General features: G+C 29.3%; 15 protein-coding genes. 3 read left to right on the top strand and 12 right to left on the bottom strand.

The genetic code is table 11. The annotated features are described in order from the left end of the window. Positions 1-3: 3 nt before the first annotated feature. From ACOTU8_RS02280 to pheS, 9 genes are all read right to left on the bottom strand, one after another. On the bottom strand, positions 4-1,293 hold the full coding sequence (locus tag ACOTU8_RS02280; RefSeq protein ID WP_422341607.1) for a sensor histidine kinase: 1,290 nt from the start codon (positions 1,291-1,293) through the stop codon (positions 4-6). Next, complete coding sequence (locus tag ACOTU8_RS02275) at positions 1,287-1,949, bottom strand: response regulator transcription factor (RefSeq protein WP_422341665.1); 663 nt, start codon at positions 1,947-1,949, stop codon at positions 1,287-1,289. The genes ACOTU8_RS02280 and ACOTU8_RS02275 overlap by 7 nt, the downstream gene beginning before the upstream one ends. Further along, positions 1,936-3,519 carry a phosphoglycerate dehydrogenase gene (gene serA, locus ACOTU8_RS02270; RefSeq protein ID WP_422341606.1) on the bottom strand — a complete coding sequence of 528 codons (1,584 nt, stop codon included), beginning with the start codon at positions 3,517-3,519 and terminating at the stop codon, positions 1,936-1,938. Before serA ends, ACOTU8_RS02275 begins: the two co-directional genes overlap by 14 nt. Further along, positions 3,516-4,004: a hypothetical protein gene (locus ACOTU8_RS02265; RefSeq protein ID WP_422341605.1), complete on the bottom strand. Its 489-nt coding sequence runs from the start codon at positions 4,002-4,004 to the stop codon at positions 3,516-3,518. The genes serA and ACOTU8_RS02265 overlap by 4 nt, the downstream gene beginning before the upstream one ends. Next, complete coding sequence (gene rpsA / locus ACOTU8_RS02260) at positions 4,004-5,674, bottom strand: 30S ribosomal protein S1 (protein ID WP_422341604.1); 1,671 nt, start codon at positions 5,672-5,674, stop codon at positions 4,004-4,006. The genes ACOTU8_RS02265 and rpsA overlap by 1 nt, the downstream gene beginning before the upstream one ends. A gap of 129 nt (positions 5,675-5,803) precedes the next feature. Continuing rightward, a complete protein-coding gene (gene ispH / locus ACOTU8_RS02255) occupies positions 5,804-6,637 on the bottom strand; it encodes a 4-hydroxy-3-methylbut-2-enyl diphosphate reductase (protein ID WP_422341603.1) in 834 nt (277 codons plus the stop codon). Then, entirely contained in the window at positions 6,627-7,913 is a 1,287-nt protein-coding gene (gene aroA / locus ACOTU8_RS02250; protein ID WP_422341602.1) for a 3-phosphoshikimate 1-carboxyvinyltransferase, read from the bottom strand. The genes ispH and aroA overlap by 11 nt, the downstream gene beginning before the upstream one ends. Continuing rightward, positions 7,910-10,231: a phenylalanine--tRNA ligase subunit beta gene (gene pheT / locus ACOTU8_RS02245; RefSeq protein WP_422341601.1), complete on the bottom strand. Its 2,322-nt coding sequence runs from the start codon at positions 10,229-10,231 to the stop codon at positions 7,910-7,912. Before pheT ends, aroA begins: the two co-directional genes overlap by 4 nt. Further along, complete coding sequence (gene pheS, locus ACOTU8_RS02240; RefSeq protein WP_422341600.1) at positions 10,228-11,220, bottom strand: phenylalanine--tRNA ligase subunit alpha; 993 nt, start codon at positions 11,218-11,220, stop codon at positions 10,228-10,230. The genes pheT and pheS overlap by 4 nt, the downstream gene beginning before the upstream one ends. Before the next feature lie 122 nt (positions 11,221-11,342). Here pheS and ACOTU8_RS02235 point away from each other — a divergent pair, with 122 nt between their 5' ends. Continuing rightward, a complete protein-coding gene (locus ACOTU8_RS02235; RefSeq protein ID WP_422341599.1) occupies positions 11,343-11,708 on the top strand; it encodes a histidine triad nucleotide-binding protein in 366 nt (121 codons plus the stop codon). Positions 11,709-11,737: 29 nt separating this feature from the next. On the opposite strand, the gene ACOTU8_RS02230 is transcribed toward ACOTU8_RS02235, so the two are convergent. Together ACOTU8_RS02230 and ACOTU8_RS02225 are read right to left on the bottom strand one after the other, a co-directional pair. Further along, positions 11,738-12,307: a DJ-1 family glyoxalase III gene (locus ACOTU8_RS02230; protein ID WP_422341598.1), complete on the bottom strand. Its 570-nt coding sequence runs from the start codon at positions 12,305-12,307 to the stop codon at positions 11,738-11,740. Further along, positions 12,300-12,446, bottom strand: a complete 147-nt coding sequence (locus ACOTU8_RS02225) for a hypothetical protein (protein WP_422341597.1) — start codon at positions 12,444-12,446, stop codon at positions 12,300-12,302. Before ACOTU8_RS02225 ends, ACOTU8_RS02230 begins: the two co-directional genes overlap by 8 nt. 118 nt (positions 12,447-12,564) lie before the next feature. Here ACOTU8_RS02225 and ACOTU8_RS02220 point away from each other — a divergent pair, with 118 nt between their 5' ends. Continuing rightward, entirely contained in the window at positions 12,565-13,308 is a 744-nt protein-coding gene (locus ACOTU8_RS02220; RefSeq protein WP_422341596.1) for an amino acid ABC transporter permease, read from the top strand. Further along, the gene (gene glnQ, locus ACOTU8_RS02215; protein WP_422341595.1) at positions 13,301-14,029 is read left to right on the top strand and encodes an amino acid ABC transporter ATP-binding protein; all 729 of its coding nucleotides are present in this window, start codon (positions 13,301-13,303) and stop codon (positions 14,027-14,029) included. The genes ACOTU8_RS02220 and glnQ overlap by 8 nt, the downstream gene beginning before the upstream one ends. Positions 14,030-14,056: 27 nt before the next feature. Here glnQ and ACOTU8_RS02210 read toward each other — a convergent pair whose 3' ends face one another. Then, positions 14,057-15,523, bottom strand: a complete 1,467-nt coding sequence (locus ACOTU8_RS02210) for an alanine/glycine:cation symporter family protein (RefSeq protein WP_422341594.1) — start codon at positions 15,521-15,523, stop codon at positions 14,057-14,059. Positions 15,524-15,571 lie beyond the last annotated feature (48 nt).

The following is a 15,571-nucleotide window of genomic DNA, read 5'->3' as shown; positions in this document are numbered from 1 at the left end:
TTTTTATCCTTGGCTGAGTTTAAAGCTAAAACTAGAACCATAGCCTAAAGCGCTAGAAATTTCAAGATAACTTTTATGTATATTTAAAATTTTCTTTACTAAAAAAAGTCCTAAGCCAAAAGAATTATCACTTTTGACATCGATTTTATAAAATTTTTTTGTAATCAATTTTAATTTATCTTTTTCTATACCTTTTCCAAAATCTTGTACTACTATTTTTTGATTTTTTGCTATCAAAATTACTTCCTTTTGACTATATTTTAAAGCATTAGAAAGCAAATTTATAATTACTTGTTCGATTAAAAATTCATCAGCCTTAACTTTCGTGCTTTTACCTTGCAATATAACTCTTTCAAAACCTGGGTTTTTAGTGATTTTTTCACACAGAGAAAAAAGATCAAATTCTTGCATTTGCAAGGCTTCGCTATTAAGATTAAAAACAAAATTAAGCTTATGGGTCAAAGCATTAAGTTTAATGCTTTGACGCGAAATTTTTTCTAGCAATTCCTTTTTTAATTTTTTATCTTCCAATTCCTCGTCTTTTAGCATTTCTAAACTAAGATCAATCACGCTTAATGGATTTTTAAGCTCATGAGAAATAGCAGAAATCACACTAGCAAGCTGGGTATTTTTTAAAGTAATTTTATCACTTTGTTTTTTATTTTTTTGGATATTTTTTAAAATTTTATCCTTAGTTTTTAAAAGTTTCTCATTTAGCAAATTAAATTCTTCAAACATTCCTTTTTCTAATATAACAACTTTATAATCCCCTATAGAATCCAAAAAATCCAAAATTTTATTAAAATTTTTCTCTATTCTTCTACCTAACAGCAACATTAAAATAAAAATAAACAGCAAGCATATTCCGAAACCGATTGCTATTTTTATCCAAAAAAGTTTTAAATCTAAAAAACGAGGATAAACAATAATGATATATCTATATCCTTTATAACTAAAACTTTTAGTGAGAATTTTTTTTGAATTGAAATTTAAAATTTCTCCTTCTTTAAGATTAGAAAAAAAATCAGGATTTTTTACAGAACTTATTTTCATATCATTGTTTAGAATAATAAAATCAGCCCTAGTATCTTTAGCAAAATCCTTGATATTAGCATCATTTAAATGCTCTAAGAGAGAAAATTTTAAAACATCGTCAAGGCTTTTGATTTTTTGTTCATATTGTTTTATAAGCAAGAAATTAAGATAAGAGTTAGTAAAAGTATAAAAAATAAACCCAAAAATCAAAGCCAATACAACAAAAAAAATTATAAAAATATTTTTAGTTTTTAGCATAATTTATAGCCAACACCCCTAACACTTATAATATGATCTTTTAGTTTTGGAAATTTATTTCTAAGTCTTGTTAGAGCTATATTGATTGTTTTATCACTTGTAGTATCATCTTTCCAAACACTTTCGCTTAGAAATTGTCTAGCAAGCAAGGTATTTGGATTTTCAAAAAAACATTTTAAAAGTTCATAGTCAAGATTTGAGATTTCTAATTTTTGATTTTTGTAAAAGAATTCATAATTAGCCAAATCTAAAATAAAATCACCAAAAGATAGTTTTTCTTCTTCTTTTTTATGGCGTTTTAAAATTGCTTTAATGCGAAGCAAAAGCTCATTAAAATCAAAAGGTTTGCAAACATAATCATCACAACCACTTTCAAAGCCTTTGAGCAAATCTTGATGCAAGGCCTTGGCTGTAAGAAAAATAACTGCTTCTTTGTATCCTTGCTCTCTTAAATCTTGAATTTTTTCTAAAGAATCTCCACTTGGCAAATTTCTATCGACTATTAAAAGATCGATTTGCTCATTATCAAGCAAATCTTCAACTCCAAAAAAATCCACTAAAGATATAACTTCATAACCACTAGATTTTAACTTTAAAACAAGCAGTTCGTTTAAATCTATATCATCTTCTATAATTAAAATTTTAAATTTCAACATATTGGACAAATACACACACCTCTAGTTGTTTTAGTTCATCTAATACTTCTTTTTGAACTTTTTCATCAATCAAAACAACAGCCAAGGCGTACCCAAAACCGTCTCTACCAAGCCTAAAATCAGCTATGTTGATATTTTTAGCTGCCAAAGCAGAACTGATTTTAGCTATAACTCCTGGTATGTCTTTGTTTTTAAAAATAATCATTTTTCCCTTTGGCTTAAAATCAGTTTTAAAGCCGTTTAATCCAACTATGCGTTGTTCATTTTCATTAAACACTGTTCCTGAAACACTGATATTTGAATTTTCGGTGATAATTTTAACGCCAAGTTTATTATTATAACCACTATTTGGAAGAGTTTCGCAAGATAACTCAACTCCTTTTTCTTTGGCTACAAATTCTGCATTAACATAATTAATTTTCTCTCCTAAAATTCCACCCAAAGCGCCAACAGCTGCAAAGGTTAGCATAGAATTTGCATACTCGCCAATAATTCCTTCAGCCTCTAATTTAATACTTTTTATAGGATTTTTATCAATTTGAACAGCTAAAAAAGCCATTTTAGAAACAAGTTCTATATAAGGAGCTACAAAAGGTGGTAAATCTTCAGTTTTAATTGGTAAATTTAAGGCATTAGGATAAGCCACGCCTCGTGCTGCACTTAATGCTTGCTCACAAGCTTCTCTTGCAATATTGTCTTGACTTTCTAAAGTATTTGCTCCTAGGTGAGAAGTAACTGAAATATTTTCAAAGTCTAAAAGAGGATGATTAGTCGCGGGCTCCTTATCAAACACATCTATACCAAGCCATGCTATTTTACCACTTTTTAAACCTTCATATAAAGCCTCTTCTGTGTATAATCCTCCACGAGCACAATTTATTAATCTTATTCCATCTTTCATTTTTGCAATTTCTTGCTTTCCTATCATACCATTGGTTTCTTTGGTTTTTGGTGTGTGAATGGTAATAAAATCACTTTTTTCTAAAATTTCATCTAAATTTTTTGCTTGCTCCATATCTAAATCTGTAATTTTAGAAGTAGGAATATATGGATCATAGGCTAAAATTTTCATACCAAATGCTTTAGCGCGGATAGCTACTCTTGAGCCTATATTTCCAAAACCTATAACCCCTAGCGTTTTGTTCATCAATTCAATACCATACCATTTTTCTCTTTCCCATTTTCTTTCAATTTTTAAAAAATTATGAGCATTGACAAAGCTTCTAGCTGATGTTAAAAGATGCGCCATTGTGAGTTCAACTGCGGCAATAGTATTTGCGGTTGGGACATTCATCACAATCACTCCTCGTTTGGAACACTCTGGAATATCAACATTATCTACACCCACCCCAGCACGTACGAGTGCTTTTAATTTTTTGGCATGATTTAAGAAATTTACATCTACATCCGTAGAACTTCTAGTAATTGCAACTTCAACATCGCTTAGCATTTGCATAAATTCATCTTTTGGAACTTTTGCAGCTTCTATAAGTTCAACATCCTCAGCTTTTCTTAAAATTTCAAGACCTTTATCTAAAATAGCATCATAAACCATAATCTTTTTTTTCATAGCCAAATTTCCTTTGCTTCTGTATTTATTTTATATTTTTTTAATTCTTTAATAATATCATCTATAAGTTTTTCATTATCTGTATCTAAAAATATTTCTGGACTATCCCCTGCTTTAAGAAGAAAATACTTTACATTGAAAGAATTTAAAGTTTGTCTTAAGCAAAACATAGAATAAATGTCATATTTTCCAATTATAAGTTGATAATATTTGTTTTTTTCCTTAAGTTCACTAGTATCCGCGTTAAAATACAGAGTAAATTTCTCTGCTGCTGGAGTAAAATCTCTTGTAGGCCATTTTGCTAATTCTTCTTGCCATGAAAGTTCTTGATTTTGGGTTTGAATGCTTGGCTGCGTATTTGTATCTTTAGCAAATTGTGGAATAAAATCTGTATTTGCTTTAAACTGCCAAAGCAACGTAAAAACAATAACAAGCAAAATGAGTAATAAAATACTCAAAATGCTTATTGTAATGTATTTCCTCATTAAGCTAGTTGATCTTTAATGATATCACCTAAAGTTACTTTATCATCATTATTGATTTCATTAAGAACTTCTCTTTCTTTCATTCTAGCAAGACTTTTAACACTTAGGCGAATTCTATTTTTCTTTTCATCAATAAAAACTATAGCAGCTTCAATATCGTCGCCAATTTTTAAATTTTCAAACATAGAAGTACTTATATCTTCTTTATGAATTAAAGCATCAACATTTTTACTTAGCTCTACAAAAACACCAAAATCTTTAATATCACGGATAGTGCCTTTCACAATATCACCGACTTTATGAATTTTGGCATATTCTTGAACTGGAGAGCTACTTAATTCTTTTGTACTTAATGATATTTTTTGGTTTTCTTCATCTATTTTGATAATTTTTACCTTGATTTTATCTCCTTGAGAAAATTTGTCTTTGCATTTATCGTTTCTATCCCAAGAAGCATCTTCATTATGCAATAAACCTTCAATACTGCCAAGTTTAACAAACGCACCAAAAGAAGTTACTGAGGTAATTTCTCCTTCAACTACATCTGCAATTTTGTAAGATTTCATAAATTCATCAAAAGGTCTAGAAAGTAAATTTCTTAAAGATACTCTTAAGCGTCTTTCATTTGGATTGATTTCAATTACTTCAACATCAATTTCTTGACCTTTGTTGATATAATCTTTTGGATTTTTAATATTCTTATCCCAAGAAATTTCACTGATATGTAAAAATCCTTCTATGTCATTTCCTAAATCTACAAAAGCACCATAAGGCTCTATATTCGATACTATTACTTTAATGGTATCACCTACATCAAGAGTATCTTTAATTTCATTCCATGGATCAGGTGAAGCTGCTTTTATGGATAAGGATAAATGTTTGCATTCTTTATCATACTTTATAACTTTAACTAGAACTTTATCACCCTCTTTATAAAGTGTTCCAGGATTTACAGGTCCTTTGTAAGAAATTTCGCTGTAATGAACAAGGCCATCAACACCTCCTACATCTACAAACATACCATAAGTGGTAATTTTTTTCACAATACCTTCAATTAAATCTTCTTGTTGTGCTACATTATTGATCAATTCTTTGCGTTTTCTTCTCTCGTCATCTAAAGTTTTTTTACGAGAAACAATGATGCTTTGCTCATCTTTGTCGATTTTAATAATTTTAACTTTAAACGTTTTACCTATAATATTATTTGTTTCTTTGAAGCCATATTGAGATTTTGGTAAGAAAAATTCAACATCATTTTCATCAACAACTATCAATCCGCCTTTATTTTTTCCAACTACTTTTATAGTAAAAATATCATCTTGATTTTCTTGATAGTTTTTAATAAATTCAATAACTTTTTCTTTTCTCAAAGCTTTTTTATGAGAAAGTAAAGATCTGCCACCACGAAAACCTATAACAGCAACTTTAATGCTATCGCCTACATTAAATAATAGCTTAGAATTATCATCTTGTATTTCACTAAGAGCTAAAATACCTTCAGATTTTTTACCTATATCTACATAAACTTCATCATTTTTGATCTCTACAATCACACCCTCTGTTGTAGCCTCTTCTCTTGATTTATCGAAAGCCTCTAAAAGCTGTCCAAAATCTTCCTCTTCAAGATAATCATCTACACCGCCTTGAACTTTTTTGTTCACCTCGCTCATTATGGTCCTTTAAAATAATTTTTAAAAATTGATTGATTTTACCTTATTTTTCTTTAATTAGTGTTAAGTTTTTTTATTTTTATTAATTTTTTTTAAATTTTTGACTTTTTTCTATATTGAAAACATTTTTTAATTAATTTCAAAATTTTCTATTTTGGCGATAACTTTTTGTATGATCCAATCAGGAGTACTAGCACCTGCGCTAATGCCGCAATGTTTTTTATCTAAAAACCATTCTTTTTTTAACTCTTCTTCGGTTTCAATTAGATAGCTATCTTCACAATTGGTCTTTGCAATCAAAAAAAGTTGTTTTGTATTGGCTGAGTTTTTACCTCCTACAACAACCATAACATCACTTTTAAGCGAGAGTTCTTTAATAGCATCTTGATTTTTAAAGGTTGCATCACATATAGTATTAAAAACTCTTACTTCTTTGGCTTTAAGTATTAAAAAATTTACTATCTCCATAAAATGTTCAGGCTTCTTAGTTGTTTGGCTTACTACAGCTATTTTATTAGGAAGTTTTATATTTTGAAGTTCTTTTTTATCCAAAACCACATAAGCTTTTGTACTTACATAACTTTTTACCCCTTTGACCTCAGGATGATTTTCATCTCCAAAAATAACAACTTCATAACCCTCCTTGCTCATTTGTTCACAAATTTGTTGTGGTTTTGTAACAAAAGGACAAGTGGCATCAAAAATTTCTATATCTTTTTTTCTTAATTCTTCTAAATCTTGCTTTGTAATACCATGAGTTCTTATAATAGCTTTTTTTTCATTGCTTAAAGCTTGTATATTTTCTAAAGTTTTGACATTAAAATTTTTTTGCAAACGAGAAATTTCTTCGTTATTATGAATAAGAGGACCTATAGTTGCAGCATCTTTTATTTGTTCTGCTTTTTTAATAGCTCTTTTAACACCAAAACAAAAACCATAATTTTTTGCCAATTCAATAATCAATCCTAGCTCCTAAATTTGATAAAATCTCTATAAAATTTGGAAAAGAAGTTTTTATACAATCACTATCATCAATCTCAATTCCACAAAGCAAACCTAAAATAGCAAAACTCATAGCAATACGGTGATCCCCATAGCTTTTAATTTTTGAAGATTTTAGTTCGCATCCACCTTCTATTTCAAAACCATCATCAAGTTCTCTAGCTTCAACACCACAAAGCTTTAGATTTTCAACCATCACAGCAATCCTATCGCTTTCTTTAACGCGTAATTCTTTAGCATTTATTAAACTAGATTTACCCTTAGCTAAAGCAAAAGCTATAGCCAAACCAGGTGCTTCATCTATCAACCAAGCGATATTATCTTTAACTTTTATACCATTAAGCTTGCTAGACTCCACTCTGATCTCACCAATAGTTTCAAAATCATTTTGAGTTATTGTCATTTCAAGTTTTGCACCCATTTTTTGCAAAATTTTATACGCCTCTATACGAGTAGGATTAAGCAAAATATTTTTTAAAATAATTTGAGATTTAGGCAAAATAATAGCTACTAAAGCAAAATAAAAAGCCGAAGATGGATCATTTGGAATGACTATGTTTTGAGCTTTTAAGGGTTTTTTTAAAGGACTTATTTCAAGACTTAAGCCATTATTACCAACCCTTATTGGAGCTTTCATAGCCTTTAACATGTTTTCACTATGATTTCTACTAAGAGAAATTTCACTAAAAGTGCATATATTATCAGCCCTAAAAGCAGATAAAATCATAGCTGTTTTAACTTGAGCTGAAGAAATTTCGCTTTTATAGTTAAAAGCTTTTAAATTTTGACCTTCTATGCAAAGTGGAGCTAAATTTGCCTCATTTCTTCCATAAATTCTAGCGCCTATTTGAGTAAGTGGTTTGCTTATCCTTCTCATAGGACGATTATTTAAATATTTATCTCCACTTAAAACAAAAAAACCAGGAACTCCTGCTAAAAAGCCTATCATTAAACGCATAGCAGTTCCTGAATTTCCACAGTCTAAAATACAATTTGGAGATAAAATTTCTTTAGGGGGTATAATTTTGACGCAAGAATCTTCTTGTTCAATTTTAGCTCCAAGATTTTTTATAATCTCAAGAGTGTTTAAAGTATCTTGAGCTAAGAGATAATTTTGAGCCTTATTTTCTTCTTGTGTTAAAAGCGAAAATATAGCAAAACGATGAGATATGCTTTTATCTGCTGCTATATTTTCAAGTATAGCATTTATAGGAGTTTGCAATTTGTAAATTTTCATCTTAAATCAAGACCCAAATTTTTAAGAGTATTTAAAATTTTATCCATGCATTCATTTACTTGTTCATCTTCTAAAGTTTTGTTTATATCTCTAAAAGTAAAGCTTATAGTAATACTATAAGTTTCTTTAAGATTTTCATCGCTATAAATATCAACTAAACGAAAATTTTCAAGTATTTCTAAATTCAATTCTTCGATACAGTTTTTAATCTGATTGTATTCAAAACCTTTAGGTATTAATACGCTAAGATCTCTAGTGATAGCTGGGAATTTGGAGTAAGGCTTAGCTATTTTAAAATCTTGCTTGATTAAATCTAGATCAAGTTCACAAATATATGTTTTTGGTAAATCTCTCTCATTTTCTATTTTTAAATGCAAACGGCCTATAAAACCTACTTTAATATCTGATAGATAAACATCTGCTTGTTCATAAGGGCTTAAAATATTATATTTTGATGATTTTAGTTTAAAATCACCTATAATATTTTTAATATCTAAAAGAAAATCATAAAATTGTACCGATTCAGGTTTTGCCTTGTTGGAAATTTTAGCTTCTTCTTTTAAGCCAGAATGGATAAATGCGATACGATTTAATTCTTGATTATTGACATTGAAAACAGCCCCTAGTTCAAAAAGTTTAATAATTTTTTTAGAATTTTTTGCATTTAAACTTGCTGCATTTAACAAATGATTCAAAAGGGTTGTTCTTAGAGTATTAAGTTCTGCTGTAATTGGATTGATTAGTTTTAATTTAACAGAGTCAAAATCCAATCTTTTAAGCTCTTCTTCATTATCCAAAATATAATGTAAGCTTTCAAAATAACCACTAGCTACTGCTCTTTTCCTTAAATTCAAAAACTCAATATAATTTTTATATGTAGAATTTAAACGATTTTTTTCTACAAATTCTAAACCCTTAGAAGCAATATTATCAATACCTATAATTCTTACAACTTCTTCGCAAATATCTGATAAATTTTTAATATCAGGACGATGTAAAGGCGCTTTAACATTTATAAGCCCTTCACCTGAAAGTATGAGCTCAAAACCTAATTTTTTCAATATTTTTAATACTTCATCTTTATCAACATTTTGCCCTATTATATCGCCAATACTTTCAATACTTATTGGTATAATTGGTAATTCTTTGTCGGTTAAAATTTGTTGAGAAGAACTATAAATAACAAGATTTGGGATCCGTTCAAAAATACCAAGTAAAAAATCCATTCCTAAATTTAATTTAGGTTCACTTCCTCTAAAACTTCTATAAAGCATTTTTTCATCTTGATCTTTATGATATATTTTAGCATCTGCAATTACCCATGGATCGGTATAATTAGCCTCAATAATAATTATTTTAGAATCATCTTTACATCTACTTTCATTATTTTGGAAAATTCCGCTAAAGCTTAAAAGTTTATCTTTACAAGATACTTTTGTTTCTCCATGCGCTTGTTTGCTTAAATTAATGGTAAATTCTTCATCTTTTTCAGAAAAACTACTTAAATCATAAGCATTAAAAAGAACACCAGTTGAATGCGTTGCATAATTTAATAAATTTTCTATGGAATTTTTTCCCAAACCTTCAATTTGAGCAAGTCTTAAACTAATCAATAAATTTGTTTGAATTTCTTCTTTTAGTTCTATAGCTCGATAATTATAAAGTCCATTAAGTTCTTTCTCAGCTGCTAAGCGCAAAATTCTACCAATACCTAAAACATTTTCACTTTCTTTAAATGGTTTTGGTTCTTTTAAATTTAAATTTAAAGCTGTGGCTAAATCACGAGCAATACCATAAATACTTAAACAATCACCTCTATTAGGAGTAAGTTCTACTTCTATTAGCTCATCATTAAAAATTTCATAAGTATTTAAAGCTCTCCCAAGTTCTAATTTCCCTATACTCTCATCTAAAAGCATAATTCCTTCATTGATTTTTTCAAAACCCAGTTCTAAACTAGAACAAAGCATACCACAAGAATCCACTCCTCGCAATTTTGCTTCTTTTATTTCCATACCATTTGGCATGATAGCACCTTTAGTTGCAACAGCTACAAATTGTCCTGCATCAACATTTGTAGCACCACAGACAATTTGCAAGGCTTCACTTCCGATATCAACTTGACAAATACTTAATTTATCTGAATTTTCATGTTTAATTTTTTCTTTAACATAACCTACAACAACTTTATCTGGAGCCTTTAAAGCACCAACCCTATCAACTTCTATACCTATAGAGTTTAAAGTTTTAGCTATTTTATCTGAACTTATTTCTTCAAGTTCTAACCAATCATTCAACCAACTTTTAGTAATTATCATCTAAACTGCTCCAATAATCTCAAATCACCTTCAAATAAAGATCTTAAATCTGGAATTTGATGCAAAAGCATTGCAAAACGTTCTACTCCAAGTCCAAAAGCATAACCACTTACATTTTCATAACCAACAAAATTATAAACATTAGGATCAACTATTCCGCATCCTAAAACTTCGAGCCAACCTGTATGTTTACAAACTCTACAACCCTTTCCTTTGCAAAATACACAAGAAATATCAACTTCAGCAGAAGGTTCTGTAAATGGGAAAAAACTTGGACGAAAACGAACTTTCACATCTCCAAACATATAACGCAAAAAATCTTCCAATATACTTTTTAAATTTGCAAAGCTAACCTTTTGCCCTTCTTCCACCACAAGGCCTTCAACTTGATGAAACATGGGAGTATGCGTAATATCAAAATCTCTTCTAAATACAGCACCAGGGGCTATCATCCTAATAGGAGGTTTTTGTGCAAGCATTGTCCGTATTTGCACTGGCGAAGTTTGTGTTCTTAAAAGCCTTTTATCATCAAAATAAAAGGTATCTTGCATATCTCTTGCGGGGTGAGATTTAGGTAAATTTAACGCTTCAAAATTATGGAAGTCATCTTCTATTAAAGGGCCTTTCTCTATGCTAAAATTCAAAGCTATAAAATACTCTATGATTTTATCCATGGTGCTCATAACAGGATGTAAGGCACCTGTTGTAATACTTTCATCAAAATAGTTAAAATTTAAAGCATCCTGTTTCATTCTTTCTTCTAAAGCAAGATTTTCCAAATCTTTAAATTTGGCTAAATAAGCCTCATTAAATATTTCTTTTTGTGTATTTAGTTTAGCAGCAAGTTCTTTTTTTGCTTCACCTTCCAACTCTTTAAGCTTTATAAAACCTTCTGTTAAAATACCTTTTTTTCCAAGAACGGAAATCCTGATAGCTTCTAAATCATTTAAATTTTTACATCTTTGAATTTGTTCTATAAAATTTTGCAATTTTCTTACCTTAAATAAAATATTTCAAGTTCTAATTCTATTAAAAACTATTTTAAATTCAGCATAAAAAACAAACTTTAAGGATATAATTGTATTAAACCAACAATAAAAAAGGATAAATAATGCAAGAAAAAACAATTTTTGAACTCATAGTTGAAGGTAAACTTCCATGCAATAAAGTACTTGAAAGTGACGATTTTCTAGCATTTCATGATATTGCACCCAAAGCGCCTATACATATACTTATAATCCCTAAAAAACATTTTAAAGACTTTCAAGAATTTGATCCTGAACTTATGGCCAAAATGACAAGTTTTATACAAGAGTTAGCTATTCTTTTAGGTGTAGATAAAAGTGGATATCGACTAGTTACAAACTGCGGAAAAAATAGTGGGCAAGAAATTTTTCATTTGCATTTTCATATGCTTGGAGGCTTTGAGTTACCCAAAGAAAAAATAAAAAAAGAAAATCCACAAGCTTTATTCTAATTAAAATGGTAGCTTTACTACCATTTTAATTATTTTGTTAAAGATATTAACAATCCTTCATATAATTTTTGATAAATTTCATCACCACATAACTTTTTAGCTAGTTCTAAACCAAAAAGAATTGCCGTAGCTGGTCCTGCAGAGGTGATAACATTATTATTTACAACTACAGCTTTATTAATACGTTTCCCATTAAGTCCAACTTCGCAACCAGGATAACAAGTAAATTCACCTTCCAACACTCCTGCTTCATTTAAAACTATAGGAGAAGCACAAATTGCAGCAACGATTTTATTTTTGCTATGAAGCTGCTTGATAATATTTAAAATAATATCTGAATTTTTAAGATTTTTCATACCATCAAAACCACCTGCTAAAGCAATAGCATCTAATTTTTCTATATCAATACTTTGCACAGAACAATCTGCTTTTATACTAATGCCATTTGCACCTTTTATCAGCAATTCATTGTCCAATGAAGCTATAATAACATCTAAATTTCCACTTAGCTCTCCTGCACGTTTTAAAACATCTGCAATTCCTATAAATTCAGCTTCTTCAAAACCTTGAGCTAATGGAATTAATACTTTTTTACTCATTTTGTTCTCCTTTTTTATATTTTTTAAATCTTTCTTCTCTTTCTTTGTTTTTTCGCATCATTTGATGATTAAAACCTATAACCAAAACAATCATTAAAAACACAAAAATAACTATTAAAAGAAAATCTAAAATTTTCATAAATACAACCTTGATTTATAAAAATTATAACACAATTTTTATAAATCTTTAGAGAAAATTTAAAAATATTTTTATAAAATTTATTTTTTTAAATAATTTCTCTGAAAAGGTTTAAAAATTGAATCAGAAAAATATAAGAATTTTTGTTTTTTTTGTTATTATTATTTTATGGGGCTATTTTTCTTTCCCAATAGAAATATTAAAAATTCAAGATCCTAGTGGAGTTGTAAGCTATGGCTATACAGAAAATGCAAAGGCTTATTTAAAAAGTTATCTTATTACGCTTTTATTAACTGCTTGTGCTGTTATTATCGGAGTGATTATTGGTTTTGGCTTAGCTATTTTACGCTTCTCTAAATTTAAAACGCTTAATTTTATTATAGATGAATATATAGACATTATACGAGGAACACCAGTAATTTTACAATTGATGATTTTTGCTTTTGTAATTTTTACTTTTTTAGACAATCTGTATGCGGCTATTCTTGCGTTAGGACTTAATAGTTCAGCATATATAGCAGAAATTGTAAGAAGTGGCATTAATAGCGTAGATAAAGGACAAATGGAAGCTACAAGAGCAATGGGACTTGATTACAAAACTTCAATGAAAGAAATTATTCTTCCTCAGGCTACTAAAAATATTCTACCTGCATTAGCTAATGAATTTATTTCTTTATTTAAGGAAACTTCTGTTGTAGGATTTATTAGTGTTATTGATATTACTATGCAAAGTCAAAGCTTACAAGCCGTATTTTACAATCCTAAACCTATTATTTTCACTGGGCTTGTTTATTACGTAAGTGTAAAAATTTTTAGTTATTTTGCAAAAAAACTTGAACTTAGGATGAATAAAAATGATTGAAGTTAAAAATTTACAAAAAAAATATGGAAAATTAGAAGTTTTAAAAAATATTAATACTACAATCTCAAAAGGCGATGTAATAGCTATCATAGGTCCAAGTGGAGGCGGAAAAAGTACATTTTTACGCTGCATCAATCGCTTAGAACTAGCTGATAGTGGGGAAATTTTAATCAATAAACAAAATATACTTGATAAAGAAATTGATATTAATAAGATCAGGCAAAAAGTTAGCATGGTGTTTCAGCATTTTAATCTTTTTGCTAATAAAAATGTTATGGAAAATTTATGTTTAACTCCCATTAAAACAGGAATTTTAAGTCAAGAAGAAGCCATAAAAAAAGCAAAAACACTTCTTGCTAAGGTTGGTTTAGCAGACAAAGAAAATATAATGCCCCATAAGCTCTCTGGCGGACAAAAACAACGCATAGCTATTGCTAGAAGTTTGATGATGAATCCTGATGTTATTTTATTTGATGAGCCTACTTCAGCTCTAGATCCTGAGATGATAGGCGAGGTTCTAAGCATTATGAAAGATGTTGCAAAAGAAGGTTTAACTATGCTTGTGGTAACTCATGAAATGGGCTTTGCTAGAAATGTTGCCAATCGTATATTTTTTATGGATAAAGGAAAAATCGCTGTTGATGCAAGCCCTAAAGAAGTATTTGAAAATCCTAGCAATGAAAGATTGAGAGAATTTTTAAACAAGGTTTTAAATCATTAATTCATAAGCCATTAAGGCTTATGAATTTTAATCCCAACATTCAGCGTTTTTAATCCCAAGTTTGCTAGCATTAAATTTAGGGTCTATACCAGATTTTTGTTGCGTATTAAAATCTTTTAAAACTTTATTTACTATACCACCTAAAAGCAATAAAGATATAATATTTGTCGTTGCCATGAAAGCCATAGTCAAATCAGCCAAATTCCAAGCAAGTTTTAAATTCATTTGTGAACCTATAAAAATCATAGCCACAGCTGTAATTCTAAACAAATTCATTGCAAATTTGGAATTTGTTAAATATTTAACATTAGCTTGAGCATAATAATAATTTCCTATTAAAGAAGTTATTGCAAAAAGAACAATAGCTATAGTAATAAAATGGATTCCAAAGCTACCATAATACTCACGCATAGCTTCTTGAACTAAAGGCATTCCACCATCAATTTTACTTTCTCCAAGTCCTAAATATACCATAGAAAAAAGAACTAAAAATCCAGAACTTGTACAAACAACAACATCAATTAAAACCGAAAAGGCTTGTATAACACCTTGTTTAGCTGGATGACTTGTCAAAGCTGCCGCTGCTGCATTAGGTGCTGAGCCCATACCTGCTTCATTTGAAAAAAGTCCTCTTTTAATCCCTATAACTAAAGCAGAACCAGCAAAACCACCAAAAATAGCTTTAAAATCAAAAGCACTTTGCAAAATCATATGAACCACAGAAGGAATTTTATCAAAATTCATTAAAACAGCAATCACGGCAAGTAAAACATAAGATAAAGCCATGAAAGGAACAATTAAAGAGCTAATTTTACCTATTTTAGTATGGTGAGAAAAAAACATCCATGCACCAAAAATAGTTAAAACAATACCAATAATCATTGGCCAAGAGCTTGATGCAAAATCTACAGCAACATTTGGATTAAACATATCATAATAAACTTTAAAAGATGAAGTCATTGTTTGACTTTGAAGTCCATTAAATCCATAAGCATAAGTAATAATAAGAATAAAAGCAAAAAAAGCTCCAAAAAAATGTGAGCCTAAGGCTTTTTTTATATAATAAGCTGGACCACCTTTAAACCCACCTGTATCATCTTTTGATTTGTAAACTTGAGCTAAGGTACTTTCAGCAAATGCTGAGGCACCACCAAAAAACGCCATAACCCACATCCAAAATAAAGCACCAGCTCCACCTGTGGCCAATGCCAAAGAAATTCCAGCGATATTTCCTATACCAACTCTAGAAGCAGTTGAGATCATCAATGCTTGGAAAGGTGAAATATGTTCTTTAGTGTGTCCTTCGTTTTTTTCTGTAAGAATTTTAAATACAGAATTTAACATACGAAATTGAACAAAGCGAGTTAAAAAGCTGTAATATAACCCACAAATAACAAGCAATATCACCATAATAATATCTGTATTTGGGACAATCTTATGAGCTATAATATCAGACGCTTTATTGGCAAAATCTATCATAATATCTAAATTCATCCAAACTCCTCAAAAAATAATCTAAATTTTACTTTAACATAATTTTTA

The sequence above is a fragment of the Campylobacter jejuni genome (assembly GCF_049221745.1).
Classification (GTDB): Bacteria; Campylobacterota; Campylobacteria; order Campylobacterales; family Campylobacteraceae; genus Campylobacter_D; species Campylobacter_D jejuni_E.
The sequence above is the reverse complement of the archived record's forward strand: the minus strand, read 5'-3'. Positions and strand labels throughout refer to the sequence as shown.